This is a genomic window from Collimonas sp. PA-H2 (assembly GCF_002564105.1).
Lineage (GTDB): Bacteria > Pseudomonadota > Gammaproteobacteria > Burkholderiales > Burkholderiaceae_D > Collimonas.
In genome coordinates, this window is record NZ_PDBX01000001.1 from 916,228 (window position 1) to 941,637 (window position 25,410).

A 25,410-nucleotide genomic window follows, 5' to 3' on the forward strand; every position below is an offset into this window, starting at 1 on the left:
GATTTCCAGTGATTTTTAAAAGCGCTTGCATGCCTGTACAAACCCTCGCATGCAAGCGGATTATTTCATCAAGCTTGCCTGATTTCCTAGTCGGCGACGACCGGCCTTGCCGATTGCATGTCGCGCGTATTCTTTTGCACGGCGATGGCGCCAAACAAGGCCAGGGCAAAAGACATGCCGTAGAAACCCTTTTCGCTGAGCGCCAGGTTGGCGTTGAACAAGCCGATAGCGAGCAGCAGCACGGCCAGCAGCACCGACAGCCAGCACAAGCCGTAGTAAATGCCGGTCACCGGAATTCCCTCGACCTTGTCGCGCACGCTTTTTTGCACGGAAATGGCGGCGAACAGGCCGTACACCAGCAAGGTGAAATAATAGCCGCGCTCGTTCAGCTGCATATTGGCGTTGAACAGGCCGACCAGGAAAGCGATGAAACCTGCCAGCAATGCCGTCCAGGAAGCGGCAACGAAGGCGAACGACGGTTGTTGAGACGGATGCTGCATGGATGGACCTCCCTTTGTAATTTAATAATCAGAAAATTATTCCTGCATCAGATACGCAGCTCGCCGCCTCTTAATTGGGCAAGGCATTCAGCTTCGGCTCCGGCACCACCGTCAGCGTGGTGGCAGGGTCGATTTTCTTGAGGAACTGCGTCATCGACACCACGGTCACGGTATCGATCTTGTCGGCAAAACGCCGCTCGTTGGGATGATCGTCGAAGGCGATATTGGCGCGGAACATGCGCCCGCCCAGCCGCGTCATCGGTCCCAGCGCAAGCGTGGTCGGCTCGTAACCCATCAGCTTCAGCCACTGCTGCGATTTGTCGCGGCTGTCGATCTGGATATTATTGTCGGCATAGGCCTTGGTGAGCAGCTCCAGCACCCATTGATTAGAGTTTTCGTAACGGGTGGAGAAGGGATAGGCCAGCATATTGTAGTGCGGCGTGAACAGCGCCAGATACTGAGAACGGTCGGACAGCCGGGCCAGGATCTTATGCTGCGCCGCCGGCGAAGGGATGATCAGCAGCGATTCGTAGCTGAACAGATCGTCGAGGAAAAAATTCGCCAGGCCTTCTTGCCAGATCGCTGAATCCGCCGTGCCGCAGGCGTTCAGCAGATGCATGGTGCGCCACTGCCCTGCTGCCGGGTCTTTCAGCACAAAGGCGATATGCGAATAGCGCAAGCCGTACTTCGAAAGATCCTGGCCTACCCGCGCCACCAGCGCAACCTCAGGCTGGGCTTGATCCAGCGCCGCGGAAAGCGCGCTGGCGCTGCTGAACGCCATGCGCACGGAATCCGGACGCGGTGGCGTCTCGGAACAGGTTTGCCCGGCGATCGCCGCGCCATGCAGGGCCAGGCCGAGCGTCATGGCGCACGCAATGGCGCAAGTAATACGGCGCAGCCCCATCATTGCGACAGCTTGGACTGGTACAGCAATTCCTTGCCGACCGCGTTGGGCACGAAGGCCAGGATCTTGCCCGAGGCGACCAGCGTATACCCGGTCGATTCGGCCACCACCTTGATGCCGTTGCCGACCGACAGTCCGACCTGATGCGCCACCGCGGCCGAGCCCCGCACCACGGCCTTGCTGCCGTCCACCGTGTTCTGGATGATGACTTCCATCGCATCGCCGACTATCGTGCCGATGCCGATCACCACGAAGGAGGCGCCGACCGCGAAATAGGCGCTGGCGGCAATTGGTCCGCCGTCGATCGAGCCCAGCGGCGATGCCGCCATGCTGACCGCGCCCTGGCTGACTTCCTTGCTGCCGTCGGCAGCCTGGGCTGGCGCGTGCAGCGCGGCGCAGGCAGCCAGCGCAAGCAGAGTGTTACGCAGAGTTTTCAGATGCATGATGTCCTCGGTGTAGTTAAAACGTAGTTTTGTTGGCGTTGTTTTGCCAAAGTTTTAATTGCGCCGGCAATCATACCTGTCATTTTTTACAATAGGCAATGATATGGATTATTTACTCTAACCGGCTATGTCTTGCATCCTGGGGCGCGGAAAAAACCTCAGCCAGACCGCCATGCGGGACTAATCCGAGCGCGTGACTTTATCCCGGCCATGCCGCGCCGGCGATAAAAATCAGCGGGAAGATGCTGTCAGTTGGGCTTGCGGAATCCGCTGTCCACCCAGGCGCTGGCGCTGCTTGGACTCAACTTGAAGCTGGCGGCGACGCGCACCTGCGCCAGCTGCTCGCGGTCTTCATCATGGGCAGTCAGCAGCGCGTAGGGAAAATCATCGTCGGGAACGATGTCGAGCGTAACGTTGATGGTTGCGGCGCCGTCGCTGACAGCGACGGTCTTGTGCAGCATCGCATGCAGCTGCTGCTCATGGCGGCGCACGAATTCGGAGGCGGTCTTGACCAGGGTAATGAAGGCCGAGGGATCCAGCGGTTTCGGATTCTTCTTGTCGCGGCCCATGGTCCAGGGACCGATCAGGGCCGGTTCCGGCTCGCCATCCTTGATCATCGCCACCGCCCAGCCGTCATCGTCGTCGTTCTTGATGATGCGCGCGGTCCAGCCGTCGTCTTGCCACAGGCGCGGTTCCTGGGTCTTGTGATCGGCGTCGGCGAATTCTTCGGGGGATGCTGCGGAGTGGTCTGTCATTGCGTCGGAAAGTCAGGAAGCGGCAAAAAATGCGGGAAGACGCATTGTATAGCACCGGCCGCAAACGCTCATGCGCGCCGGTATTGCTTGCGGTAGGCGGCGGGCGATATGGCAAAGGCAGCGGTGAAATGCTGGCGCAGCGACACCGTGGAGCCAAAGCCGGCCAGCTCGGCAATCCGGTCTATCGCCTTGTCGGAAGTTTCCAGCAGCCGCTGCGCCGACGCCAGGCGGTGGTTGAGCAGCCATTGCGAGACGGTGGCGCCGGTCTTCTGCTTGAAGCGGCGGGTGAAATTGCGCCGGCTCATGGCCGCCCTGGCCGCCAGCACATCCAGGCACAGCGGCTGCTCCAGGTGTTCGATGGCCCAGTCCAGCGTCACGGTCAGCGCATCGCTGCCGCCGCTTGGCGGCAACGGCTGCTCGATGTATTGCGCCTGGCCGCCATGGCGGTGCGGCGCCACCACCATGCGGCGGGCGATGCGGTTGGCGACATCGGCGCCATGGTCGCGCCGCAGCAGGTGCAGGCAGCAGTCGATGGCGGCGGCTGTGCCAGCCGAGGTCAGGATGTCGCCGTCGTCCATGTACAAGACTTTCTGGTCCAGCTTGACCTTGGGATATTTGCGGGCGAAGTCCTCGCTCCAGACCCAGTGGGTGGAGGCGGCGCGGCCATTCAGCAAACCGGCCTCGGCCAGCACGAAGGCTCCCAGGCACAGGCCGACGATGCGGGCGCCGCGCTCATGTGCAGCCCGCAAGGCTTGCAGCAGCAGCTCCGGCGGCCGTTCGTCCGGATCGCGCCAAGCCGGCACGATCACGGTATCGGCTAGTTCCAGTGCCGACAAATCATGCTCCACCTCGATATTGAATCCCGACATGGTCGGCACCAGGCCAGTCCGTGTGCCGCAGATCAGCAAGCGATAGCGTGGTACGCCTAGCCGCGCCAGGTCGTCGCCAAACACCATGCAGGGCACGGACAAGTGGAACGGGCTGATACCATCAAAGGCGACCACCGCAACGGTGTGCGCTTGCTTTGGATTGGGGGCGGAAATCGACATGGCCCGATCCTATCACATTATGTCTATCGGGACACTTTCGCCCTTGCCGCCAGCCGCCGATACTTCGTCCTGTTCCGCCGCCCACGCAGCAAGCAAGGGCGACGGCAAGGCAGCGATGAACGATGGGCGTTCATCGCGCCTGAAACCGACCGGGAGTATCGCAATGAACCATCCAACCATCCGCACCATGGCAGGCGCAGCAGCGCCAGGCAAGTTCGAAGCCGCCAGCACCGCCCTGCTGGTGATCGATTTCCAGAACGAATACTTCAACGGCAAGATGCCGATTCCTGACGGCATGCGCGCATTGCGCAACGCCCGCCGCCTGGTCGCCCTGGCGGACCAGGCCGGCATGCCGGTGTTCCATGTCCAGCATCTGAGCCCGGCCGGCGCGCCGGTGTTTGCCTCAGACAGCGCTAACGTGCAGTTCCACGACCAGCTGCAGCCTGCGGCGCATCACAGCGTGCTGCAAAAAACTTCCGTCAGCGTGTTTCCGACTACCGATATCGACCAGCGCCTCAAGGCGGCCGGCATCAAGACACTGATCGTCAGCGGCCTGATGACGCATGCCTGTGTAGCCGGAGCGGCGCGCGACGCCGTGCCGCTCGGCTATCAAGTAGTGGTGGCGGACGACGCCTGCGCCACCCGCGATCTCGACAGCGCCGACGGCAGCGTACTGCCGCATACCGTGCTGCATCGCGCAGCGCTAGCCTCTATCGCCGACACCTTCGGCGCGCTGATGAGCACCGAACAGATCCTGCAACTGCCACTGGCTTAACAAAAAAACGAAAGCATCTTATGAAAAATTTATCAAAAATCTTGCTGGCCCTGGGCTCGCTCCTGCTCTCCAGCCAGCTGCTTGCAGCAGAAGGCGGCAGCCATGCAAAACATGCCGGCGCACTGATATCCCTGCCGGCAGCGGATTTGCAGTGGACCGACATCCCCGGCAGCGGCGGCATCAAGTACGCCAACGTCCACGGCAATCTGAGCGGCAAGGGGCCTTACGAAGCGTTCGTGATTTTCCCGGCGGGCAAAGACAATCCCTTCCACACACATTCGCAGAATTTGCCGACGGTGGTGCTGAAAGGGACCTTCTATGCGGTGATCGACGGCCAGCGCGTGGAATATCCGGCCGGTTCTTTCTATAACCTGCCGGCCAGGCTCCCGCATTACAGCGGCTGCAATAAAGGCGAAGACTGCCTGTTGTTCCAGTACCAGGCTGACCATTTCGACTTGCTGCCGCAGACGCCGAAAAGCTAGCCGTAGCGCGTTGCTGGCGGGCCCTTACGCCGGCTTGTAATCGGCACGGTTGAGGGCAAAGACGATGCTGCCGGCGCCGCCCAGCGGTTCGGCAACCTTGTCCACCTGCCTCAAGCCGACTTTTTCCAGCACGCGGCGCGAGGCTTGATGCGGTTCTCTGACCATGGCCCAGATCTCCTCCAGGTCCAGGGGCCCGAAGCCGAACTCCAGCGCTTTTGCGGATAATTCCGTGGCAAGCCCCTGCCCCCAGACCTGCGTGGAAAAACGGTAGCCCAGGTTGACCTTTTCCTGCTGTCCGAACAGCGCATGAGTCAGGCCGTCAAAACCGATGACCTGCCCGGGATCTTCCCTCAAACTCAACGCCCATTGCCCGTAGCCGTACTGCTGCCACTGGGCCAGCCAGCGGCCCATGGTGGCCTCAGCTACCGCCACCGTTTGATAAGGTCCGGCTGGATTGAAAGTATTGGTGGCCGGATCGCCATAGATGCTGAACAAAGCAGAAATATCCTGGCTGCTGGGACGGCGCAAGGCCAGCCGCGCGGAGTAAAGAATGGCCGGTGAATTTGGTGGCATACTGTGCGGATCCGGGAGCAAATATGCGCCATGATATAGCTTTAATACAGCTTTAATACGGCTTTAATACGGCTTCAAAGAGATTGGGAGCGCCATGCAAACGGGCTCCCGGGGAATGCGTCAGCAATCACTCAAAGGCGGAATGAAAATGAAAAACTGGATCCGGCTCAACAAGGGATTTATCTTGTTCCTTTTGCTTTTCGGGATTTTCCGTACCGCGGTGGCTGACTGGAATCCGATCCCGTCCGGCTCCATGCGTCCCAATCTGCTGGAAGGCGATGTGGTGTTCGTCAACCGCCTGGCGTTCAACCTGAAAGTCCCGCTGACCAATATCGTGCTGGGCCATCTGGGCGAGCCCAAGCGCGGCGATATCGTCACCTTCTTTTCGCCGCTGGACGACACCCGGCTGATCAAGCGCGTCATCGCCCTGCCCGGCGACACTGTGGAAATGCGCGATGAAAAGATGATCATCAACGGCAAGCAAGCCAGCTATGCGGTATTGGACAGCGCGCCTGAGCCGATGGACCACGGCAGCATCGTCGCCCTGCGCCTCAACGAAAAAATGGGCCGCGAGCAGCACCGCATCCAGGTCCTGCCAGAGGTCAACGCCAACCGCAGTTTCGGCCCGATCACGGTGCCGCAGGACCACTACCTGATGCTGGGCGATAACCGCGACAATAGCGGCGACTACCGCCACTTCGGCTTCGTGCCGCGCGAGCTGCTGATCGGGCGCGCCGAACGGATCCTGGTGTCGGCCGACATCAAGGGCAACTGGATGCCGCGCACGGAACGCTTCGGCATGGCCCTGCAATGACGCTAGTTCGGCGCGCCTGACTCGGCGCCCGTCCCATCTTCCCTACCCCGCCAGCACTGCGCGGCTGCTCGTCGTTTGCAGCCGCTTTTCAATCAGTTCCGACATCCCTTGCGCCGCAATCGAGAGCGCGCGCTCTTTCTTTTTCACGATCAAGATAGGCCGCACCACGTCGCCGGCCTGCATCGGAATGCTCAGCAGATTCATCTTGCGGAACTGGAAAAGGGTCAGCTCCGGCACGATGCTGACTCCCAGTCCCGCTTCAATCAGGCCGGCCACCGTCGCCAGGTGCTCCACTTCCAGTCCCGAATTCTTGACCGCTATACCGCGCAACAACAGCTCGACATGCTGGCGCACGCTGGTGGAGCGCGCCAGGTGAATCAATTCGCAACCGCTCAGATCGGCCGGCCGGATGCGGCGCTTGCCCGCTAGCGGGTGATCCTGGCGGCACACCAGGTAAAAGGGATCGCTGCACAAGGTCTTGGTGTCGAATTCCGTCAGGCCGGAAGCGGGCGCGGTCAAAGCCAGATCCACCTTGCCCTGGCGCAGCAGGGCCAGGCACTGGTCCGACAAGGCGTCGAACAGCTGCACGGTGATGCCAGGATAAGCCTGCCTGTATTCGGCGATCACCGCCGGCAAGCCATGCGCCGCCAGCGACGGCAAGGCGGCAATCGCCACCCTGCCCTTGCGGCGCGCGACGTAATCGCTCATGTCGGCGAACGCCGATTCGATGTCGCCGACCAAGGCGCGCGCCACTTCCGCGAACAGCTCGCCTTCCGCCGTCAGCATGACATTGCGGGTATCGCGCTCAAACAGCCTGGCGCCGACGCTTTCTTCCAGCTTCTGGATCATCACGCTGAATGCCGATTGCGACATGCAACAGCGCTCGGCGGCATGGGTGAAGTGCTTGCACTCTTGCAGCGCCAGGAAGGCGTGCAGCGAACGGGTGGAAATATTCAGGTTCATGGCAGATTGCCTATTCATCTGTTTTTCCGATCAATCTATCGGAAAAAACCATTTTACAGCACAAAGCCGGGCCGCCAGAATCCAGGTAAATACAAAGCAATAACAAAAATATCCATAAAAATATCCACAGGATAGGAGACAGACAACATGCTGGCACTGCTCGGCTTCATCACCATCTTCACACTGCTGACGGCGATCCTGACGAAACGGATGTCGCCGCTGGTGGCGCTGATCGCGATCCCCGTGGCCGCCGCCCTGATCGGCGGCTTCGGCCTCGAAACTTCGACGTTTATCGTTTCCGGCATTACCAAGATTGCGCCGGTGGCCGGCATGTTCGTGTTCGCGATCCTGTTTTTCGGCATCTTGACCGACGCCGGCATGCTCGATCCGATCATCGCCGGCATCCTGCGCATCGTCGGCAGCCGCCCCAGCCGCATCGTCCCCGGCACCGCCTTGCTGGCCTTGCTGATCCATCTGGACGGCTCCGGCGCCGTCACTTTCCTGGTGACCATTCCCGCCATGCTGCCGCTGTATCAGCGGCTGGGAATCGACAAGCGCATCCTGGCCTGCGTGGCCTCGCTCGCCGCCGGCGTCAATTTCCTGCCCTGGACCGGCCCCATGATCCGCGCCTCGGCTGCCTTGCATATCCCGATCAGCGAGATTTTCATGCCCTTGATTCCGGTGCAGCTGGTCGGCCTGGTGTTCGTCTTTTCGGTCGCCTTCTATCTCGGCATCAAGGAAGAGCGCCGGCTAGGCCTGGCCAAAGGCGCTGCAAGCAGCTTCGTGCAAGCACGCGAATTATCGGAAGAAGAGAAAAAAATCCGCCGTCCGCAGAATTTCTGGATCAACATCATCCTGACCGTGCTGGTACTCGGAGTGATGATCAGCGGCAAGATCGATCCGGTAGTGATGTTCATGCTCGGCGTAGTGCTGGCGCTGATGATCAATTACCGCGACGTCGACATGCAGCGGGCCCGCATCGACGCCCATGCCAAAGCGGCCCTGCTGATGGCCAGCATCCTGTTCGCGGCCGGCGTGTTCACCGGCATCATGAGCAAATCCGGCATGCTGTCGGCCATGGCCAAAATGGCGGTCGGCTTTGTGCCGCCGTCCATGGCCTCGCATATTCCGGTGGTGCTGGGGCTGTTGTCGATGCCGCTGTCGATGCTGTTCGATCCCGATTCCTTTTATTTCGGCGTACTGCCGGTGATCGCCGAGGTCGGCCACATGCTGGGCGTGCAACCCTTGCATGTGGCGCAAGCAGCGTTGCTCGGGCAGATGACCACCGGCTTTCCGGTCAGCCCGCTGACCCCGGCCACTTTCCTGGTGGCCGGACTGGCTGGAATCGATCTCGCCGATCACCAGAAATACACTTTCAAATACCTGTTCGCAGCATCCGTCATCATGACCATCACCTGTGTCGTGATCGGCGTCTTTCCCTTGTAAGAGCAGGACATAAGAGCAGGACATAAAAGCAGGACCAGCCCAGGAGATTATCGTGAGACCCATCAGAATCGGCGCCGGCGCCGGCTATTCCGGCGACCGCATCGAACCCGCTGTCGAACTGGCTGAAAAAGGCCAGCTCGACTACTTGGTGTTCGAGTGCCTGGCCGAACGCACCATCGCCATCGCCCAGCAAGCGAAAATGAAAAACCCAGCGCTAGGTTACGACCCGCTGCTGGAACAGCGCATGCAAGCAGTGCTGCGCACCTGCAGTGAAAAAAAGATCCGCATCATCACCAACATGGGCGCCGCCAATCCCCTCGCCGCCGCCGCCAAGGTCAGGCAGATTGCCGCCGCCATGCAGCTCGACCTCAAGGTGGCGGCGGTCACCGGCGACGACGTGCTGGACATAATCAAGGCGGGCGCCTATGCCAGCGACCAGGGCAAGCCGCTGAATGCGCTGGCAGGCAAGCTGCTGTCGGCCAATGCCTATATCGGCGCGGCGCCGCTGGTCGCCGCACTGGCCGAGGGCGCCGACGTCATCATCTGCGGCCGCGTAGCCGATCCCTCATTGTTCCTGGCGCCGCTGATCCATGAATTCGGCTGGGCCATGGACGACTGGCAGCGCCTGGGACAAGGCACGCTGGTCGGCCACCTGCTTGAATGCGCCGGCCAGATCAGCGGCGGCTACTTTGCCGATCCCGGCTACAAGGATGTGCCAGGACTGGGCCGCCTGGGCTTCCCGATCGGCGAGGTGGCGGCAGACGGCGCGGTCGTCATCACCAAGGTGGCGGGATCGGGCGGACAGATAACGGCAGCCACCTGCAAGGAACAGCTGCTGTATGAAATCCATGATCCCGGCGCTTACTTCACGCCGGACGTGGTGGCGGATTTTTCCGCCGTGAGCGTAACCGAAATCGGCCAGGACCGCGTGCTGGTGCAAGGCGCGAGCGGGCGCGCAAAGAGCGATACGCTCAAGGTATCGATAGGCTATGTCGACGGCTACATAGGGGAAGGCCAGATTTCCTATGCCGGGCCGGGCGCGCTGGCGCGCGGGCGGCTGGCGTTGGATATCGTTGCGGAAAGGCTGCAGCTGAGCGGCGCCAGGTTTGATGAAATCCGCTACGACCTGCTCGGCGTCGACGCCATCCACGGCGCCGCATTGTCGGCACAGGCGGCGGCGCCCTACGAAGTACGGCTGCGGGTGACCGCCCGCAGCGATAGCATGCACGGCGCGGCGAGCATCGGCAACGAAGTCGAAACCTTGTACACCTGCGGTCCGGCGGCCGGCGGCGGCGTCACCAAAACGGCCAGGGAAGTAATCGCCGTGCAGTCCACCCTGCTGCCGCGGCAACTGGTGCAGACCGCCATTCATTTTGCAGAGGATTGACATGAAACTACGCGAACTTGCTCATTCCCGCGCCGGCGACAAAGGCGACATCTCGAATATTTCCGTGATTGCCTATCGGGAAAGCGATTATGCTTTTCTGGAAAGCTATCTCACGCCGGAGCGCGTGAAGCAGCATTTCTCGGAGATTGTCGATGGCGACGTCACGCGCTACGCATTGCCTCAGCTGGGCGCCCTGAATTTCGTCATGCAGCGCGCCCTGGGCGGCGGCGTGACGCGTTCGCTGGCCTTGGACGCGCATGGAAAATGCCTGAGTTCAGCGATTATGAACCTGGAGATCCCCGATGCTCTGTACCAGGCCGCCTGACAATCCGGCGTAATAACTCAACCAGACAAGTCAGCGAAACAAACCCTCGCAATCCTGAATTCCACCGCAAGAACCAGAGTTCCCTGGTGCGGGACAAGCAGTATCTTTCAAGTTCGCGGCGCCTGCCGCTCGACTTGAAAGATACACGCCATGAACCTGATTGAACTGTGCCTGCTGGCGGCGATCTGGGGCGCCTCCTTCCTGTTCCTGCGCATCGCCGCGCCGGAATTCGGCCCGCTGGCCCTGATCGCCCTGCGCGTCGGCATTGCCGCCCTGGTGCTAACGCCGGTGCTGCGCTCCGCGCCGGCGCGCCGCCAGTTGCGCGCCAAGGCATGGCCGCTGCTGGTGGTCGGCATCAGCAATTCGGCGATTCCGTTCGGCCTGTTTGCCTATTCCACCCTGTATGTCAACGCCGGCCTGGACGCCATCCTGAACGCCACCACGCCGATCTGGACCGCCCTTATCGCGGCAGCCTGGTTCCAGGCCGGCCTCGGCCGCCGGCAGATCGCCGGCTTGCTGCTGGGATTGGCCGGGGTGGTGCTGCTGGTGTGGGATACCTTGGGCGCCGGCATTGCCGGCGTGCCGCTGGCGATCGCCGCCGCGCTGCTGGCCACCGTCTGCTACGGCTTTGCAGTGAATTATTCCAAACGCCACCTGGCCGGCATACAGCCGCTGGTGGTCGCTTTCGGCAGCCAGTTCTTTGCCGCCATCGTGCTGTTGCCGGTCGCCCTGCCGTTTTGGCCGCGGCAGGCTATCGCCGCCTCAACCTGGATGTGCGTGGCGGCGCTCGGCGTGGTCTGCACCGGCCTTGCCTATATCCTGTATTTCCGCCTGATCGAGCGCGTGGGTGCGGCGTATGCGGCATCGGTAACGTTCCTGATCCCGGTTTTCGGGCTTATATGGGGTGCGCTGTTTCTCGGCGAAAAGGTGACACCGTCCATGCTGGCCGGCTGCGCCGTCGTGCTGCTGGGGACTGCGCTGGCCAGCGGCAAGCTGGAAAATCTGCTCGGAGGAAGGCGCAAAGGCGGCCTGAGGGTTGAGCAAGGACTGTCCTCGGAAATAAAAATCAATAATAAATTACCATAAAATCACAATTTATTATTGTTTTACGATAATTTTAGACTAGAATACGGCAATCCTATCAACAAGGAAGCGCCGTGAAGCCGGATTTCATTACTCTCGCTCGCTGTTACCTGGCGACACTTTGCTCGTGGCTGGCCATCGCCATCATGGCGCTATACCTCGGCTGCAAGGTCATGCCGCACCTTGGCGTCCACGGTTCCGTGAAAATGGGTTTCCATGCCGCCGCGGCCGACCGCGCCATGGCAAGCCTTGGCAACGCTTTCAATTTCCATATTTTCATTCATCTGAATTATCCACAATGACAGCGCCTAAAAGACCGAACCTGCAACAGGATCGTATTGCCCAGACCAGCCAGCGCATGGCAAGCGTCACCATGCTGCTGCTGATCGCCATGCTGGTTTTCAGCATTGGCGGCTGGCTGTTTCCGCATGAATTTATCCGCTTCAGCGATTACTCCAACGCCGCCACCCAGCTCGGCATCGATCCGGCCAGCCTGCCTGCATGGCAGCTTGCGGGCGCTATCGTTATCACCAATATCCCTTTGCTGGCGCTCGGCTATGGCTTGTATCAGCTGCGCGCTCTGTTCCAGCGCTATGCACGCGGTGAATATTTTTCGGCGGCGGCAGCCATCCACCTGGGCAGGGTCGGCCAAAGCCTGGCCTGGTGGGTGGTGCTGGGCGTTCTCTGCCAGCCGCTGTCCAGCATCTGGCTGACCATCATGCGGCCGGTAGGCCATCGCCTGGTCAACGTCGGCTTTGGCAGCAGCGAAGTGGTTTCCCTGTTCATGGCCGCCTCCATCACCGTGATTGCCCGCATCCTGCAGCGCGCCAGCGAAGTCGACGCTGAAAACCGGCAGTTCGTCTGAGGAAGTAAATGGGTATCGTGATCACGCTGGACGTCATGCTGGCAAAACGCAAGGCGAAATCGAAAGACCTGGCGGCCGCCATCGGCATTACCGAACAGAATTTGTCGCTCTTAAAACAAGGCAAGGTGAAAGGCGTGCGGCTGGAAACCCTGGAAGCGATCTGCCGCTACCTTGACTGCCAGCCGGGCGACCTGCTGAGCTACCAGCCGGACCACGCCGTGCCTGACGCCGGCGCAGAGTAAGCCTGCCGGGCTGGCTACCGCAACCGGTCAATCATTGTGTGAAGATAATATGCCTGACGCAAGCCGCTGGCCTTCAGCTCCCTATTCGCGTGCAATGCGTTGGGGCATCCTCGCCTCCCTGCTGTTGCACGCCGTGCTGCTGCAAATGTTTTTGCATCGTCAACCGGCGCCGCCCGCAGCGGCCCGCAGCGCATTCGCGGACATGACGCTGTTCCTGCTGCCGACGCCGCAGCCAAGGCTGCCGCCAGCACAGGTGCAGCGCCTGGAGTCCGCTGCGGCGCAGCCAGCGCAGCGCAATTCCCGTCGGCCCGGTTCCGATAGCAGCAAGAAAAACGTGACGCAGCCCTTGGCTGCATCGCCGATCGTCAATGAGGCAATCCACGCTGAGGCAAAAGAGCAGCCGGCGCTGCCCGAACCGCGGCCTCGCCTGGATCTGGATGCTGCAGTGAGAATGGCCGGGAAGATCGCCAGGGATCCAGACAGCATGCACGACGACAGAGCAGTCGCTCAATTGAAAAGCCATCCGCTGGAAGCGGTCAATCCCGACAGCCGCCTGGCGCAAGACATACAGCGCGGCGCACGCGCCGATTGCCTGCAAAGTCAAAGCTCAAAGGGGTTGCTGGCGCCGCTGTTCCTGATTGCCGATGCAGTGACGTCAAAAAAAGACGGGGGCTGCAAATGGTAGGCAGCTGCAGATTGATGTGCCGGGATGGAATGTTCACACCCGGCAGGGACGCTCCTACCGAAAGGTAAGAGATGGCCCGTTGGGATCACACGCCGATAACGCGGCGCGCCTCGCGCTCGGCCAGTTCCAGCGCTGCCTGTTCGGTTTTTACCGGCCGCCCGCAGCCTTTACCTATGGTTTGCACGAAAACCTGATCGCCGCGCTGCGTCGATACCTGGATCACGCCCTTGAACATGCCTCCCGGTGCTGGAGCAACCCGCGCTTCGACCGTCTTGTTTCCCTTGGTTTCTTTAAAGGCCATTTTGCTCTCCATTGTGATCGTGGCCTGATATTAGCATGCATGCATACCAGGCCAATCGATCTTGCCGGCAAGTCGGCTGCAACCAGCCGCGCCCCTTGAAATTTCCATGCCTGATTAATTTTTCTTCAGAAAAATGCAGGCTCATGGTAAGTTTGCCATCAAGCATTCCGCCCACTCAAAGCTACCATCATGAAGATAAACGTCGCCATCACCCTGAACATCAGTGACGATCCGCAGCAATCGATCTGGTATAACGGCGCCAACCAGAACTGTTTTTTCCTGTACCAGCTGCTGCGGAAGTCGCCGTTGGTCGACCATGTCTGGCTAGTGCACAGCGACGGCATCAAGAATTACCCTGCCGGCCTGCTGATGGGAGACCTGCAGCGCGCGCTGCGGCCCATTTCGAGCGTGCTGGACAAGACCGACCTGCTGGTCGAGATGAACGGCTTCGTGTCGCCGGAACAAGTTGAACGGGTGCGCCGGCGCAAGGGCAAGGCCGTGTCGTTCCGCTTTGGCAACGACTACGTGATCGCCGTCGAGACCATGACCTTCGGACGCGACCAGTGGCAGCCCAACCCCCATCGGGTCACGTTTGACGAGCTGTGGACCAATCCCCAGCATGTCCACACCTGCAAGAGCTATTGGGAAAGCGTCTACAAGGCGCCGGTGCATGTGTTGCCGCACATCTGGGCGCCCTATTTCATCGAAGCTGCGCTGACGGCAAATCCTGAACTGCGGCAAAAATGGGGCTACCGCAACCACGGAACAGCCAAGCGGGTGGCGATTTTCGAACCGAACATCAATGTCGTCAAGAGCACCCTGATACCGATGCTGGCAACCAATCAGTTTTATATCGAACACCCCGGGCTGCTGGCGCATGTGTTCATGACGAATACTTTCCAGCTCAAGGAAAACAGCGCATTCAAGCACCTCGCCCTGGGTCTGGAGATAGTCAAGGACGGCAAGGCCACCGCCGATCACCGCTTTCCGTTCTGCGCCTTCGCCGCCGAGCACACCGATATCGTGATTTCCCATCAATGGGAAAACGGCCTCAACTATCTGTTCTATGACGCGCTGTATGGCGGCTATCCGCTGGTGCACAATTCGCCGTACCTGAGCGAGGTCGGCTATTACTACCGCGATTTCGACGTCGCCGATGGCGCCAGGGCTTTAGCCGAGGCAGCTTTGTCGCACGATGAAAACAGCGCCGCTTACACGGCAAAAGCGCAGGCATTCCTGCACAGCGTCGACGCCACAGCGGAGGCAAATGTCGCCGCGTATACGCAGCGCATCGGCGCCCTGTTCGGCCCGCGCTGACCTGATCCGGCGCGGCATTCAGCGCCGCGAGAAAAAATTGTTCCAGGGGAAATAAAGCAATGAATAGCGACGACAACCAAAAATCGCTCGGGATACTGATGTATATCGACGACCATCCCAACATGCTGGAGGATTTCAGCTGGATCTACAAAAGCTGGATCTATAGCGGCAACTGGCGCAACTCCGACCTGGTCGCGGTGTGCAATCCGAAAGTCCTGGACAAACTGCCCGGCGACGATCCCGGCGTCATCAAGATTCCATTTGAACCGGTCGCGGTCGAAGGCAGCATCTGGCAGGGCTATCCGTTCATCAATTCCATCGCTTGCCTGAGCGGCCCGCACACCGACGATCTGCAGCAGCGCTACAAATGGCTGCTGAGGACCGATGCCGACGTCTTCCTGACCGAGCATCTCTGCGGATTGCGGCCCAACACGCCGGTCCACGGCAACGGCCAGTACCTGTATACGACGCAGGAAGCATGGGACAAGATGCTGGATTTCTGCCAGCGCCACGGCTTTGAGCACCATCGCGTATTCGGCTGCGGCCATTCGCTGCTGGCGCCCAGCGGTCACGTCTTGTTCTTCGTCAGGGAACAGACCCGGGTGTCCGAACTGGTCTTGCGGGATTTCGGCAGCAACACTGGCCAGTGGCCGGGCTGGTTCCGCGGCGTGACGACCATGTACGCGGCCGAGATCGTGGCGAACCATCACTATGGCGCGTTTCTTGAACACGGCAAGACACAGATCCTGGATGTGCCCAGCTACAGCGTCGGCGCCATCGACCAGATGACTTTTCATATCCACGGGATCCATACCGACGATTATTTTTCCAAGCACCACTATCGTGCCGGAAAATACGCGCACATCGATCCGCAGACGCTGGACCGGAGCAAAATCAACCAGTACTGCCATTGGATCGTGACTACGCCGCTCGATGAAATCAAGCGGCTGGCCGACTATCCCTTCTAGCGGCGCCATGGCGGCAGAGCACCGGACCAGGTGGAAACTCCCGCCGCCCGGCCGCAGCGATCAGACCGGCAAGGAATTGCGTTCGGTGAATCCGCGCTGGTGCCAGTACGGATAGGCCGGCGTCACCTTGCTGGCGAGATCGAGTCTGGCGACCTGCTCGGCGCTCAGGCTCCAGCCGACAGCACCGAGGTTTTGCAACAACTGTTCTTCGCTGCGCGCGCCTATCACCACGGTGGCAACGGTGGGCCGCTGCAATAGCCAGTTGAGAGCGATCTGCGGGATGCTCTTGCCGGTTTCATCGGCGATTTCCTGCAAGGCGTCCACCACTTTGTATAACAACTCGTCCGCCACCGGCGGTCCCATGTCTGCCGTCTTGTGCAAGCGGCTATTCGCCGGCAAAGGCTGGCCGCGCCGGATCTTGCCGGTCAGCCGGCCCCAGCCCAAAGGACTCCAGACCACCGCGCCTACGCCCTGATCGAGGCCCAGCGGCATCAATTCCGATTCATAGTCGCGGCCAATCAGCGAGTAATACGTCTGGTTGGCGACATACCTTGGATAGCCATAGCGGTCGGCGACGGCCAGCGATTTCATCAAGTGCCAGCCGGAGAAATTCGACACGCCTACATAGCGGATTTTCCCCGCGCGCACCAGGTCGTCCAGGGTCGACAATACTTCTTCAACCGGCGTCAATGCGTCGAATCCATGCAGCTGAAACAGGTCGATATAGTCGGTGCCAAGGCGCTTGAGCGCGGCATCGCAAGCCTGGATCAAGTGAAAGCGCGAAGATCCCACCTCATTCGCCCCATCGCCGGAACGGAAGGTGGCTTTGGTCGACAGCAGCACGCGCTCGCGCCGGCCTTTGATCGCCTCGCCCAGCACCGCCTCCGCGGCGCCATCGGAGTAGACATCAGCGCTGTCGAACATGGTCAGGCCGGCATCGAGGCAAATATCCACCATCCGCTTCGCCTCGGCGACATCGGTATTGCCCCAGGCGCCGAAAAATTCGCCTTTGCCGCCAAACGTGCCTGTACCAAAACTGAGAACCGGCACCTTGAATCCGGAGGCGCCTAAACGTCGGTGTTCCATAGCTGTCCTTTAAAAAAAACGGCTTCGAAGCGCCGCTCGTAACTCCCCTGGACAATCATACCCCACAACAAAAATGGATGGCGGCGGACGGCATATCAGCAAGCAGCGCGGCAAAACCATCATCACGACCGCATCAAGCTGAAACTAAAAGGGCTGGGTCCTGTGCAATATAGAACCCAGCCCTTGGCCACTTGGCAAACCAAACCGTCCAACTCATCGGAGTCAGTTCATATCGGCGGCAGCTTCGTCGAATTCACAGACAATTTGCATTCAAGCGATGGACAGACAAGCCCTCATTGGATGCGAATTCATATCCGTAGCAGCATTAATAACCGTAATTTTTAGCCACTGTATTACCCAGGTATCCGCCGCCAACCACGCCCGCTACCGTCGCCAGGGTACGGCCGCTGCCGCCACCCACCTGATGTCCCAGCAAGCCGCCGATTACCGCACCGGTAGCTATCCCCAGCGGACTTACCGACGCTGCCGGGCGGGCTTGCTCGACCGGAGCCTGGTATTGCGGCGCAGCCTGGTTTTGCGCATAGCTTGCGCCCTGGTTGCGATAGACATGATGCACTATCGTTTTTTGCCTGGGCGCCGGACGAGCAGCCGGTTCAACCTGGTAGCCGGCGACTGGCTGCGTTGCCAGCGGCTGCATGTATTGATAGCCGTTCGCGGTCTGCACCAGTACCGGCGCGGCGCCTGCCGGCGTCATCGGCGCGGCGGCATTTGCCGTCGGCTGCTGCATGGCAGGGCTTGCCTCCGGGGCCTGCGCGCCAACCGCATTGCCGTGAGAGCTAGGCAGAAAGCCGGTCATCGCTGCGACGCCAAGCAAGCTCACCAGGATAAGGGATGCGGCAGCGCCCGCTACCAAGGGATGCAGACGGCTGGTTGTTTGGCTGGCTTCCATTTGATTCTCCTTCGACGTTGACAGTGACTTGATTCTACAAACGTATCGGCCGCCAACCCAGCTTGATTGTGTATCAAGTGTTTCGAATTGAAACACAGTGTTGTTTCATCTGACGACGGCAAGGGGTAATCAAATATGGCTTGTCTACAGCTATTAAGACGCTTCCGCCGCGAGGTCCTGAATTTTCCCAGACGGTGCGCACGCAGGGATATGCCTTGTCATCGCAATGGTGCCCTGATGACACAAGGGGCCGTCATTTTATTTGGCAAAGCGTTCGTTTAATAATTGCAGGACGAGGGGCTTGAGGATAACGCTGCCAGCCGATTTGGCGCTCGGGCCAGGAATCTGCTTGTCGGTCAGGTTGCTGACGAATATGTATTGCTGCCCATCCTTTTCTACGAAACCGACGAACCAGCCGTCGCGCAACTTGCTGGGACCGGGATCGGCGGCACGCATCTTGTGCCGGCCGGCGCCAGTCTTGCCGTAGTAATCGGCCCCGCCATCAAGCTTGCCCAGGTACATATTGAGTTTGGTGTCAGCCACCGCGGCCTGGGAGACCGGCAGCTTGTTGGCCAGCATGGCCTGCAGGAAGGCCAGTTGCTCCATCGCTGAAATTCTCAGGCTGCCGCTTAGCCAGGCATGGGTCAAGCCGTTGTTGGCGCCTGGATCGCCGCTGAAATCCTGGTTACCGTAATGGAAGCCGTCCAGATAATGCTTGATGCGGGCCTCCCCCAGTTGGGGTGCGATTTCCTGCGACACCCATAGCGCCGAGTCTTGCAACCAGCTGCGCGGCGTCTGATCACGATTGATCTCGGGGCGGTCATATTTTTCCCCATTCCATTTGAAAACCGTCTTCTGGTCGATGAGGCTCTGGTCAAACGCCATCAGCGACAATGGCACTTTAAAGGTGGAATTGGGAGCAAGGCGCTCGCTGCAGCGGTCGTGCGGATTGTATTCGCTCATCATCTTATGTGCGCCGACGTTATAGAGCATGAAGCAGGCGTCGTAGCCATCGAACAGCTTTGCGTATTTTTCATCGCCTGCATCGACAGGCACCGCCAGGCACAGCGTGCTGCCTGCGGCCAGCAAGCCGCAAACTAATAATCTAGTCCATCGTTTCATATTGTGTCCTGTTGGGTTGATGACGTGAGCGCCGCCTGGCTGCAGCGCCAGGAAAGCAGGTGGCTGACGATCAGTTTTCCAATACCGGCTGGCTACCCTGCAGCTGCTTCAATATCTGATAGGCGGCAGTCACTCGCGGATCGGCGGGGGAAGATTTATTGGCCAGCATCACAATGCCTATCTTGCGGGCCGGAATAAAGGCAACGTATGCCGCGAAGCCGCCGGTCGAACCGGTTTTGTTGATCAGCACGTCAGCCTGGGGCGGCGCCGGCGGGCTCAACCTGGTGACTTTATTGGTCTGATATATCATCGCATCGGAATTCCCTGCCAGCACCTGGCCAAGGCTGGCCGAATCAGGATACATTTCCCATATCAAACCCTGCGTCATTTCGCCTGTCTTGAAATATCCTGTGTGCGTGTCGCTTATCGCGCGCTGCAATTTTTCATCCAGCTTGAGCACCTGCATGTTGGCGTCAATGAAACGTATCAAATCGGTGGTATTGGTTTTCACGCCGTAGGCTTCGGCCGCCAGCACACCGGGATTCAACCTGACCGGCGCATCCGTCTTGTTGTAGCCCTGCGCGTAATTTTTCATCTGGCTGGCCGGCACCTTGATGTAGCTGTGCTTCATGCCTAATTCAGGAAATAATTTCTTTTCAATCGCATCCTCGTAAGATTCATTCATGCTCTTGGCGACAATCACGCCGAGCAGGCCGATGCTTGGATTTGCGTAAGTCCTGGCGGTGCCGGCGGCATACGCAGGCTGCCAGTGCTTGAAATAATCCATGAGTTGATCGTTGTCATGGATATTATCCGGAACTTGCAGCGGGAAACCGCCGGCCGTATGCGTACCCAGATTGAGCAGGCTGACATGGTCGAAGCTGCTGCCGCGCAAGGCCGGCAAATATTTACTGACGTTGCCGCTCAATGAAAGCTGGCCATTGACCTGGGCGTAAGAAGCCAATGTCGCCGTAAATGTCTTACTCACGGAACCGATCTCAAACAGCGTCTCATTGGTCACCGGCTGCCCGGTTTCCTTGGACGCCACGCCATAGTTGTAGAAATAATTCTTGCCGTCGACGGCGACGGCGATCGCCATGCCCGGGATCGCGTATTTCTGCAGCAGCGGCTGCACGGCACTATCGACGATTTCCTTGACCCTGGACTGATCGATATCGCCGGCAGCGTGACTGCTGGCGGCGATAAAACAACTTGAAACGGCTATTGCCTTCAACATGCCCGTAACTTTTCTATGCATGATTAGATGCCTCTCTGAACGTGATTTAAGAGATTTTCCGCAAGCGGATCTGTGGTGTGGCGCATGGCCTGGACCGTGCAATGCACAATCACTTCGGAACCAGGATATTAAATGGCTTGCCGGGCGCCAGCACCCAGCTCGCAATAACTTTCGCGCCTGCCGGCCCGGCTTTGGTGACATGCACCACGTTGGCCGCCATCTGATAGCTGCCGCCTGCATGCAGCACCTGGTCTGGTTTGCCGTCTATCTGGACGATCAACTCACCTTCAAGGACGTAGGCGAGCTCGGGGCCGGTGGCCATGTGCCGCGGCTTTGCGGCATTGGGAGGGAATACGGCAATCCCCATGCCCATCTGGCGATCGCTGCCCTCCAGGCCGATTCTTTGCAAGACTTGCGTCTGTTTTGCATCAGGCGCCTTGTCGGCAGCCCCCACGGAATGCGCGGCCAGGATGGCCGCCAGCAGGACAGGGATAGAGCGGTGGGTTTTCACGAAGGCTCCTCATGGCGACTCGATTAATCAAAATTTCTAATACTTCGCAGTTTTACCGCCAAATCTGAGCATAACCTTCCAGAAGTCATTTTCAGAAAATCGGGATAGGTCCTATCGGTCTCAACGCGGCAAGCCAAGGCTATCGGAAGCCGCCGCGACAGGCAGCGAGAAATTCCGAAACATTGCGAAGGCGTCAATATCGCATCTCGGCGAATAAGCAACAAGCGAGAATAATTTTGACTAGACAAAAGAAAATCTTATGTGTCGGCGTGAATGTGACGTGACTGTCTTGCGGCGCTTCCGGGGCTGGCTAACAATGTGCCGAGAGTGCCAACACGGGCAGGCGTTACAGGCCCAGGCCTGCGACGCCCTTCAAGCCCGTTTCATGTATTTTTTCTGGTACCGCATGGATCATTCAGAACGCATCGCCAGGCACGCGCACCCATCCTTCCATCAGCACCCGGGCGCTGCGGCTCATGATGGCTTTGGTCACGCTCCATTCGCCATTGACCTGGCTGGCTTCCGCGCCCACCCGTAACGTGCCTGAGGGGTGTCCGAAGCGCACCGCATTGCGCGCGCCACCGCCGGCAGCGAGGTTGACCAAGGTGCCTGGTATCGCCGCGGCGGCGCCGATGGCGACAGCTGCGGTACCCATCATGGCGTGATGCAGCTTGCCCATGGACAGCGCCCGCACCAGCAAGTCGATATCGCCGGCGGCGACCTGCTTGCCACTGGAGGAAACGTAGCCGGCCGGCTTGGCGACGAAAGCCACTTTCGGGGTGTGCTGGCGGTTGGCGGCTTCATCCAGCTGCTTGATGAGGCCCATGCGCAGCGCTCCATGCGCGCGTATCGTCTCGAATTTTTTCAGCGCCGCGGCATCGCCGTTGATGGCGTCCTGCAGCTCGGCGCCGCTGTAGCCGAGCGCTTCGGCATTGACGAAGATGGTCGGGATGCCGGCATTGATCATGGTGACCTTGAGCGTGCCGACTCCCGGAACTTCGAGCTCGTCAACCAGATTCCCGGTGGGGAACATGGATCCGCCTGCGCCGTCTTCGTCGGCGGCCGGGTCCATGAACTCAAGCTGCACTTCCGCTGCGGCAAAGGTGACGCCGTCGAGCTCGAAGTCGCCGGTTTCCTGCACCGCCCCATTAGTGATGGGCACATGCGCGATGATGGTCTTGCCGATATTGGCCTGCCAGATGCGTATGGTTGCCATGCCGTCTTGCGGAATGCGGCTGGCGTCCACCAGGCCGCTGGCGATGGCGAAGGAGCCGACCGCGGCGGACAGGTTGCCGCAGTTGCCGCTCCAGTCGACAAATGCCTTGTCGATGGCGACCTGGCCGAACAGGTAATCGACATCGTGATCCGGTTTGCTGCTCTTGGACAGGATGACCGTCTTGCTGGTGCTTGAGGTGGCGCCACCCATGCCGTCAATCTGCTTGCCGTAAGGGTCGGGGCTGCCGATGACGCGCAACAGCAGCGCATCGCGCGCGGGGCCGGGCGTCTGCGCTGCTGCGGGCAGGTCCTGCAGGCGGAAGAACACGCCTTTGCTGGTGCCGCCACGCATGTAGGTGGCGGCGATCCTGATCTGGGGTGCGTGGGTCATTTCATGCTTTCCTGTTGAGAGTTTCATCATTCATGACATAGTCGCAGAAAATGGGCAGAGTCATTTGGGATCCGAGTCATCTGGGGTCAGGAGTCATCTGGGGTCAGAGTCGACTTTCGCGGCGCTTTATCGCGAAACTCGACTCTGACCCCACATGACGGATTCGGAGAAAGAAAAAGCGCATTCATGGTTTTTCTTTCTAACGACGCGGCATGTACTCCGTGGCCCGCTAAGTGGGGTCAGAGTGAAGTTTCTGCAAAAAACGCGCAGAACTACACCCTGACCCCAGTTAGCTGCGTGTGCAAGACGCAACGAAAAACCGGGTTACGGTTTTGATCGGCAGCCGCCTTGTCAGGCCGCCGTCGACGATTCCAGGAAGTCCTGGGCGAAACGCTGCAGCACACCGCCGGCTTCGTAGATCGACACTTCTTCCGCCGTATCGAGACGGCAAGTCACGGGCACTTCCACGCGCTCACCGTTCTTGCGGTTGATGACCAGCGTCAACGTGGTGCGCGGCGTACGCTCGCCCAGCACGTCAAAGGTTTCACTGCCGTCGATCTGCAAGCTGATGCGGTTGACGCCGGGCTTGAACTCCAGCGGCAGCACGCCCATGCCGACCAGGTTGGTGCGGTGGATGCGCTCGAAGCCTTCCGCCGCGATGGCTTCCACGCCGGCCAGGCGCACGCCCTTGGCGGCCCAGTCACGGGACGATCCCTGGCCGTAGTCGGCGCCGGCAATCACGATCAGCGGCTGCTTGCGCTCCATGTAGGTTTCGATGGCTTCCCACATGCGGGTGACCTTCCCTTCCGGCTCGACGCGGGTCAGCGAACCTGCTTTCACCTTGCCGTTTTCCAGTACCATTTCGTTTTTCAGGGTCGGGTTGGCGAAGGTGGCGCGCTGGGCGGTCAGGTGATCGCCGCGGTGGGTGGCGTAGGAATTGAAGTCCTCTTCCGGCAAGCCCATCTTGGCCAGGTACTCTCCCGCTGCGCTATCGAGCATGATGGCGTTCGACGGCGACAAATGGTCGGTGGTGATGTTGTCGCCCAACACCGCCAGCGGCCGCATGCCCGTCATGGTGCGGGCGCCGGCCAGCGCGCCTTCCCAGTAAGGCGGACGGCGAATGTAGGTGGTCTGCGGGCGCCAGTCGTACAGCGGGCTGACCTTCTCGCCGTCATCGGCGACCACCGCGAACATCGGTTCGTAGACCTTGCGGAACAGTTCCGGCTTGACGCTGGCAGCGACGATGGCGTCGATTTCTTCATCGGACGGCCAGATATCTTTCAAGGTCACCGCATGACCGGCAGCGTCGATGCCGAGGATGTCTTTTTCGATGTCGAAACGGATGGTGCCGGCAATCGCGTAAGCTACCACCAGAGGCGGCGAAGCCAGGAAGGCTTGCTTGGCGTAAGGATGGATGCGGCCGTCGAAATTGCGGTTGCCGGACAGGACGGCGGTGGCGTACAGATCGCGCTCCACCACTTCCTTCTGGATGACCGGATCGAGCGCGCCGCTCATGCCGTTGCAGGTGGTGCAGGCAAATGCGACGACGCCGAAGCCCAGGGTTTCCAGTTCCGGCAGCAGGCCGGCGGCTTCCAGGTACAGCGCGACAGTCTTCGAACCTGGCGCCAGCGAGCTCTTTACCCATGGCTTACGCAGCAGGCCGCGGGCATTCGCATTGCGCGCCAGCAGGCCGGCGGCGATCATGTTGCGCGGGTTGTTGGTGTTGGTGCAGCTGGTGATGGCGGCGATGATCACGGCGCCGTCCGGCATCAGTCCCGGTTCGTTCTCTACCTTGCCGCTGATGCCGCGCGCCGCCAGTTCGGAGGTCGGCACGCGGTTGTGCGGATTGGACGGTCCGGCGATGTTGCGCACCACGGAAGACAGGTCGAAGCTGAGGATGCGTTCATACTCGGCGTTCCGCAGGCTGTCGGCCCACAGGCCGGCTTGCTTGGCGTAGTTTTCCACCAGCAAGACCTGCGCCTCGTCGCGGCCAGTGAGCCTGAGGTATTTGATGGTCTGCTCATCGATGTAGAACATGGCTGCGGTCGAGCCGAACTCCGGCGCCATGTTGGAAATGGTGGCGCGGTCGCCCAGCGTCAGGTGCGAGGCGCCCTCGCCGTAGAATTCGAGATAGGAAGACACCACCTTTTGTGCACGCAGGAACTCGGTCAGCGCCAACACTATGTCGGTTGCCGTGATGCCCGGCCGCGGCTTGCCGCTCAGCTCGACGCCGATGATGTCCGGCAGCCGCATCCAGGAGGCGCGGCCCAACATCACGCTTTCGGCTTCAAGGCCGCCGACGCCGATGGCGAGCACGCCCAGCGCATCCACCATCGGCGTGTGGCTGTCGGTGCCGACCAGGGTATCCGGGAAGGCCACGCCGTCTTTCACCTGGATCACCGGCGACATGCGCTCAAGGTTGATCTGGTGCAGGATGCCGTTGCCTGGCGGGATGACGTCGACGTTCTTGAACGCCTTCTTGGTCCAGTTGATGAAATCGAAACGGTCTTCGTTACGGCGGTCTTCGATGGCGCGGTTCTTGTCGAAGGCGTCGGCGTCGAAGCCGCCACATTCGACTGCCAGCGAATGGTCCACCACCAGCTGGGTCGGCACCACCGGGTTGACCAGCGCCGGGTCGCCGCCTTGCAAAGCAATGGCGTCGCGCAGGCCGGCGAGGTCGACCAGCGCAGTCTGGCCGAGGATGTCATGGCACACCACGCGCGCCGGGAACCACGGGAAATCGAGATCGCGTTTGCGCTCGATGAATTGCTTGAGCGAAGCGCTCAGGGTCGCCGGTTCGCAGCGGCGCACCAGGTTCTCGGCCAGCACGCGCGAGGTGTACGGCAGTTTGTCGTAAGCGCCAGGCTGGATCGCATCGACCGCGGCCCGCGTGTCGAAGAAATCCAGCTGGGTGCCGGGTAGAGGTTTGCGGTTTGCTGTGTTCATGGCTCAGTCGGGAAAGGAAGCATCATCTGGTTACATCTAGGCGACCCCAGGCTACGCGCCCCGGCCTCGTCGGCCACGTCTGGGCGACCCCGTCATTCCCGCGAACGCGGGAATC

The 25,410-nt window shown here is 60.3% G+C and carries 28 protein-coding genes and 1 pseudogene; 14 read left to right on the top strand and 15 right to left on the bottom strand.

Annotated features, from left to right (window positions below):
* Positions 1–86: 86 nt before the first annotated feature.
* From yiaA to BCF11_RS04125, 5 genes are all read right to left on the bottom strand, one after another.
* The gene (gene yiaA, locus BCF11_RS04105; protein WP_098493611.1) at positions 87–500 is read right to left on the bottom strand and encodes an inner membrane protein YiaA; all 414 of its coding nucleotides are present in this window, start codon (positions 498–500) and stop codon (positions 87–89) included.
* 70 nt (positions 501–570) lie between these two features.
* Positions 571–1,365: a DUF2145 domain-containing protein gene (locus tag BCF11_RS04110; protein ID WP_233212359.1), complete on the bottom strand. Its 795-nt coding sequence runs from the start codon at positions 1,363–1,365 to the stop codon at positions 571–573.
* Between the two features lie 38 nt (positions 1,366–1,403).
* Complete coding sequence (locus BCF11_RS04115) at positions 1,404–1,847, bottom strand: hypothetical protein (protein WP_098493613.1); 444 nt, start codon at positions 1,845–1,847, stop codon at positions 1,404–1,406.
* Positions 1,848–2,095: 248 nt separating this feature from the next.
* Positions 2,096–2,602: a hypothetical protein gene (locus BCF11_RS04120; RefSeq protein ID WP_098493614.1), complete on the bottom strand. Its 507-nt coding sequence runs from the start codon at positions 2,600–2,602 to the stop codon at positions 2,096–2,098.
* 68 nt (positions 2,603–2,670) lie between these two features.
* Positions 2,671–3,651 carry a GlxA family transcriptional regulator gene (locus BCF11_RS04125; protein WP_098493615.1) on the bottom strand — a complete coding sequence of 327 codons (981 nt, stop codon included), beginning with the start codon at positions 3,649–3,651 and terminating at the stop codon, positions 2,671–2,673.
* A gap of 163 nt (positions 3,652–3,814) precedes the next feature.
* Between BCF11_RS04125 and BCF11_RS04130 the strand changes: the two genes are divergently transcribed.
* Positions 3,815–4,426: a cysteine hydrolase family protein gene (locus BCF11_RS04130; protein WP_098497315.1), complete on the top strand. Its 612-nt coding sequence runs from the start codon at positions 3,815–3,817 to the stop codon at positions 4,424–4,426.
* Between the two features lie 20 nt (positions 4,427–4,446).
* Positions 4,447–4,908: a cupin domain-containing protein gene (locus BCF11_RS04135; protein WP_098493616.1), complete on the top strand. Its 462-nt coding sequence runs from the start codon at positions 4,447–4,449 to the stop codon at positions 4,906–4,908.
* A gap of 24 nt (positions 4,909–4,932) precedes the next feature.
* Here BCF11_RS04135 and BCF11_RS04140 read toward each other — a convergent pair whose 3' ends face one another.
* Positions 4,933–5,481, bottom strand: a complete 549-nt coding sequence (locus BCF11_RS04140; RefSeq protein WP_098493617.1) for a GNAT family N-acetyltransferase — start codon at positions 5,479–5,481, stop codon at positions 4,933–4,935.
* Between the two features lie 148 nt (positions 5,482–5,629).
* Between BCF11_RS04140 and lepB the strand changes: the two genes are divergently transcribed.
* Entirely contained in the window at positions 5,630–6,295 is a 666-nt protein-coding gene (gene lepB, locus BCF11_RS04145; RefSeq protein ID WP_098497316.1) for a signal peptidase I, read from the top strand.
* Positions 6,296–6,337: 42 nt separating this feature from the next.
* Here lepB and BCF11_RS04150 read toward each other — a convergent pair whose 3' ends face one another.
* Positions 6,338–7,258: a LysR family transcriptional regulator gene (locus BCF11_RS04150; RefSeq protein ID WP_098493618.1), complete on the bottom strand. Its 921-nt coding sequence runs from the start codon at positions 7,256–7,258 to the stop codon at positions 6,338–6,340.
* A gap of 147 nt (positions 7,259–7,405) precedes the next feature.
* Between BCF11_RS04150 and BCF11_RS04155 the strand changes: the two genes are divergently transcribed.
* From BCF11_RS04155 to BCF11_RS04190, 8 genes are all read left to right on the top strand, one after another.
* Entirely contained in the window at positions 7,406–8,704 is a 1,299-nt protein-coding gene (locus tag BCF11_RS04155) for a CitMHS family transporter (protein ID WP_098493619.1), read from the top strand.
* A 52-nt stretch (positions 8,705–8,756) separates the two neighbouring features.
* Positions 8,757–10,091 carry an acyclic terpene utilization AtuA family protein gene (locus BCF11_RS04160; protein ID WP_098493620.1) on the top strand — a complete coding sequence of 445 codons (1,335 nt, stop codon included), beginning with the start codon at positions 8,757–8,759 and terminating at the stop codon, positions 10,089–10,091.
* Position 10,092: 1 nt separating this feature from the next.
* Positions 10,093–10,416: a hypothetical protein gene (locus tag BCF11_RS04165; protein WP_098493621.1), complete on the top strand. Its 324-nt coding sequence runs from the start codon at positions 10,093–10,095 to the stop codon at positions 10,414–10,416.
* Between the two features lie 150 nt (positions 10,417–10,566).
* Positions 10,567–11,502 (top strand): DMT family transporter, encoded by a 936-nt coding sequence (locus tag BCF11_RS04170; RefSeq protein ID WP_098493622.1) that lies wholly within the window; start codon positions 10,567–10,569, stop codon positions 11,500–11,502.
* Positions 11,503–11,573: 71 nt separating this feature from the next.
* Entirely contained in the window at positions 11,574–11,801 is a 228-nt protein-coding gene (locus BCF11_RS04175; protein ID WP_098493623.1) for a hypothetical protein, read from the top strand.
* Entirely contained in the window at positions 11,798–12,364 is a 567-nt protein-coding gene (locus BCF11_RS04180) for a DUF2975 domain-containing protein (RefSeq protein ID WP_369827728.1), read from the top strand. The genes BCF11_RS04175 and BCF11_RS04180 overlap by 4 nt, the downstream gene beginning before the upstream one ends.
* Positions 12,365–12,372: 8 nt before the next feature.
* Positions 12,373–12,606 carry a helix-turn-helix transcriptional regulator gene (locus tag BCF11_RS04185; RefSeq protein WP_098493624.1) on the top strand — a complete coding sequence of 78 codons (234 nt, stop codon included), beginning with the start codon at positions 12,373–12,375 and terminating at the stop codon, positions 12,604–12,606.
* 49 nt (positions 12,607–12,655) lie between these two features.
* Positions 12,656–13,291: a hypothetical protein gene (locus BCF11_RS04190; protein WP_143751248.1), complete on the top strand. Its 636-nt coding sequence runs from the start codon at positions 12,656–12,658 to the stop codon at positions 13,289–13,291.
* A gap of 85 nt (positions 13,292–13,376) precedes the next feature.
* Here the strand turns inward: BCF11_RS04190 and BCF11_RS04195 are convergent, their stop codons facing one another.
* Positions 13,377–13,592 (bottom strand): hypothetical protein, encoded by a 216-nt coding sequence (locus BCF11_RS04195; protein WP_098493626.1) that lies wholly within the window; start codon positions 13,590–13,592, stop codon positions 13,377–13,379.
* Between the two features lie 189 nt (positions 13,593–13,781).
* Here BCF11_RS04195 and BCF11_RS04200 point away from each other — a divergent pair, with 189 nt between their 5' ends.
* Together BCF11_RS04200 and BCF11_RS04205 are read left to right on the top strand one after the other, a co-directional pair.
* The gene (locus BCF11_RS04200; RefSeq protein WP_098493627.1) at positions 13,782–14,909 is read left to right on the top strand and encodes a DUF2827 family protein; all 1,128 of its coding nucleotides are present in this window, start codon (positions 13,782–13,784) and stop codon (positions 14,907–14,909) included.
* Between the two features lie 59 nt (positions 14,910–14,968).
* Positions 14,969–15,877 (top strand): hypothetical protein, encoded by a 909-nt coding sequence (locus BCF11_RS04205; RefSeq protein WP_098493628.1) that lies wholly within the window; start codon positions 14,969–14,971, stop codon positions 15,875–15,877.
* Between the two features lie 60 nt (positions 15,878–15,937).
* On the opposite strand, the gene BCF11_RS04210 is transcribed toward BCF11_RS04205, so the two are convergent.
* Positions 15,938–16,963: an aldo/keto reductase gene (locus BCF11_RS04210; protein WP_098493629.1), complete on the bottom strand. Its 1,026-nt coding sequence runs from the start codon at positions 16,961–16,963 to the stop codon at positions 15,938–15,940.
* Positions 16,964–17,080: 117 nt separating this feature from the next.
* Here BCF11_RS04210 and BCF11_RS28575 point away from each other — a divergent pair.
* Positions 17,081–17,152, top strand: a pseudogene (locus BCF11_RS28575) (IS3 family transposase); the annotation flags it as partial.
* A 136-nt stretch (positions 17,153–17,288) separates the two neighbouring features.
* Here the strand turns inward: BCF11_RS28575 and BCF11_RS28540 are convergent.
* The 6 genes from BCF11_RS28540 to acnD all read right to left on the bottom strand — a co-directional run bounded on the left by BCF11_RS28540 (position 17,289) and on the right by acnD (position 25,295).
* The gene (locus tag BCF11_RS28540; protein WP_098493630.1) at positions 17,289–17,873 is read right to left on the bottom strand and encodes a glycine zipper 2TM domain-containing protein; all 585 of its coding nucleotides are present in this window, start codon (positions 17,871–17,873) and stop codon (positions 17,289–17,291) included.
* Positions 17,874–18,131: 258 nt separating this feature from the next.
* Positions 18,132–18,995 carry a penicillin-binding transpeptidase domain-containing protein gene (locus tag BCF11_RS04220; RefSeq protein WP_098493631.1) on the bottom strand — a complete coding sequence of 288 codons (864 nt, stop codon included), beginning with the start codon at positions 18,993–18,995 and terminating at the stop codon, positions 18,132–18,134.
* 70 nt (positions 18,996–19,065) lie between these two features.
* Positions 19,066–20,253 (bottom strand): class C beta-lactamase, encoded by a 1,188-nt coding sequence (gene ampC, locus BCF11_RS04225; protein ID WP_098493632.1) that lies wholly within the window; start codon positions 20,251–20,253, stop codon positions 19,066–19,068.
* 88 nt (positions 20,254–20,341) lie between these two features.
* Complete coding sequence (locus BCF11_RS04230) at positions 20,342–20,743, bottom strand: cupin domain-containing protein (RefSeq protein ID WP_199110747.1); 402 nt, start codon at positions 20,741–20,743, stop codon at positions 20,342–20,344.
* A 415-nt stretch (positions 20,744–21,158) separates the two neighbouring features.
* Positions 21,159–22,349 (bottom strand): 2-methylaconitate cis-trans isomerase PrpF, encoded by a 1,191-nt coding sequence (prpF, locus tag BCF11_RS04235; RefSeq protein WP_098493633.1) that lies wholly within the window; start codon positions 22,347–22,349, stop codon positions 21,159–21,161.
* A 351-nt stretch (positions 22,350–22,700) separates the two neighbouring features.
* The gene (acnD, locus tag BCF11_RS04240) at positions 22,701–25,295 is read right to left on the bottom strand and encodes a Fe/S-dependent 2-methylisocitrate dehydratase AcnD (protein WP_098493634.1); all 2,595 of its coding nucleotides are present in this window, start codon (positions 25,293–25,295) and stop codon (positions 22,701–22,703) included.
* Positions 25,296–25,410: the final 115 nt, after the last annotated feature.

Excerpts from the sequence above, each read along its gene's own strand:
- BCF11_RS04210 (WP_098493629.1), bottom strand. The coding sequence starts at position 16,963 with ATGGAACACCGACGTTTAGGCGCCTCCGGATTCAAGGTGCCGGTTCTC.
- BCF11_RS04200 (WP_098493627.1), top strand. The coding sequence starts at position 13,782 with ATGAAGATAAACGTCGCCATCACCCTGAACATCAGTGACGATCCGCAG.
- BCF11_RS04180 (WP_369827728.1), top strand. The coding sequence starts at position 11,798 with ATGACAGCGCCTAAAAGACCGAACCTGCAACAGGATCGTATTGCCCAG.
- BCF11_RS04150 (WP_098493618.1), bottom strand. The coding sequence starts at position 7,258 with ATGAACCTGAATATTTCCACCCGTTCGCTGCACGCCTTCCTGGCGCTG.
- BCF11_RS04195 (WP_098493626.1), bottom strand. The coding sequence starts at position 13,592 with ATGGCCTTTAAAGAAACCAAGGGAAACAAGACGGTCGAAGCGCGGGTT.
- BCF11_RS04120 (WP_098493614.1), bottom strand. The coding sequence starts at position 2,602 with ATGACAGACCACTCCGCAGCATCCCCCGAAGAATTCGCCGACGCCGAT.
- BCF11_RS04125 (WP_098493615.1), bottom strand. The coding sequence starts at position 3,651 with ATGTCGATTTCCGCCCCCAATCCAAAGCAAGCGCACACCGTTGCGGTG.
- BCF11_RS04165 (WP_098493621.1), top strand. The coding sequence starts at position 10,093 with ATGAAACTACGCGAACTTGCTCATTCCCGCGCCGGCGACAAAGGCGAC.
- yiaA (WP_098493611.1), bottom strand. The coding sequence starts at position 500 with ATGCAGCATCCGTCTCAACAACCGTCGTTCGCCTTCGTTGCCGCTTCC.
- BCF11_RS04155 (WP_098493619.1), top strand. The coding sequence starts at position 7,406 with ATGCTGGCACTGCTCGGCTTCATCACCATCTTCACACTGCTGACGGCG.
- BCF11_RS04220 (WP_098493631.1), bottom strand. The coding sequence starts at position 18,995 with ATGAAACGATGGACTAGATTATTAGTTTGCGGCTTGCTGGCCGCAGGC.
- lepB (WP_098497316.1), top strand. The coding sequence starts at position 5,630 with ATGAAAAACTGGATCCGGCTCAACAAGGGATTTATCTTGTTCCTTTTG.
- BCF11_RS04140 (WP_098493617.1), bottom strand. The coding sequence starts at position 5,481 with ATGCCACCAAATTCACCGGCCATTCTTTACTCCGCGCGGCTGGCCTTG.
- acnD (WP_098493634.1), bottom strand. The coding sequence starts at position 25,295 with ATGAACACAGCAAACCGCAAACCTCTACCCGGCACCCAGCTGGATTTC.
- BCF11_RS04185 (WP_098493624.1), top strand. The coding sequence starts at position 12,373 with ATGGGTATCGTGATCACGCTGGACGTCATGCTGGCAAAACGCAAGGCG.
- BCF11_RS04110 (WP_233212359.1), bottom strand. The coding sequence starts at position 1,365 with ATGACGCTCGGCCTGGCCCTGCATGGCGCGGCGATCGCCGGGCAAACC.
- ampC (WP_098493632.1), bottom strand. The coding sequence starts at position 20,253 with ATGCATAGAAAAGTTACGGGCATGTTGAAGGCAATAGCCGTTTCAAGT.
- BCF11_RS04130 (WP_098497315.1), top strand. The coding sequence starts at position 3,815 with ATGAACCATCCAACCATCCGCACCATGGCAGGCGCAGCAGCGCCAGGC.
- BCF11_RS04170 (WP_098493622.1), top strand. The coding sequence starts at position 10,567 with ATGAACCTGATTGAACTGTGCCTGCTGGCGGCGATCTGGGGCGCCTCC.
- BCF11_RS04135 (WP_098493616.1), top strand. The coding sequence starts at position 4,447 with ATGAAAAATTTATCAAAAATCTTGCTGGCCCTGGGCTCGCTCCTGCTC.
- prpF (WP_098493633.1), bottom strand. The coding sequence starts at position 22,349 with ATGACCCACGCACCCCAGATCAGGATCGCCGCCACCTACATGCGTGGC.
- BCF11_RS28540 (WP_098493630.1), bottom strand. The coding sequence starts at position 17,873 with ATGGAAGCCAGCCAAACAACCAGCCGTCTGCATCCCTTGGTAGCGGGC.
- BCF11_RS04115 (WP_098493613.1), bottom strand. The coding sequence starts at position 1,847 with ATGCATCTGAAAACTCTGCGTAACACTCTGCTTGCGCTGGCTGCCTGC.
- BCF11_RS04205 (WP_098493628.1), top strand. The coding sequence starts at position 14,969 with ATGAATAGCGACGACAACCAAAAATCGCTCGGGATACTGATGTATATC.
- BCF11_RS04190 (WP_143751248.1), top strand. The coding sequence starts at position 12,656 with ATGCCTGACGCAAGCCGCTGGCCTTCAGCTCCCTATTCGCGTGCAATG.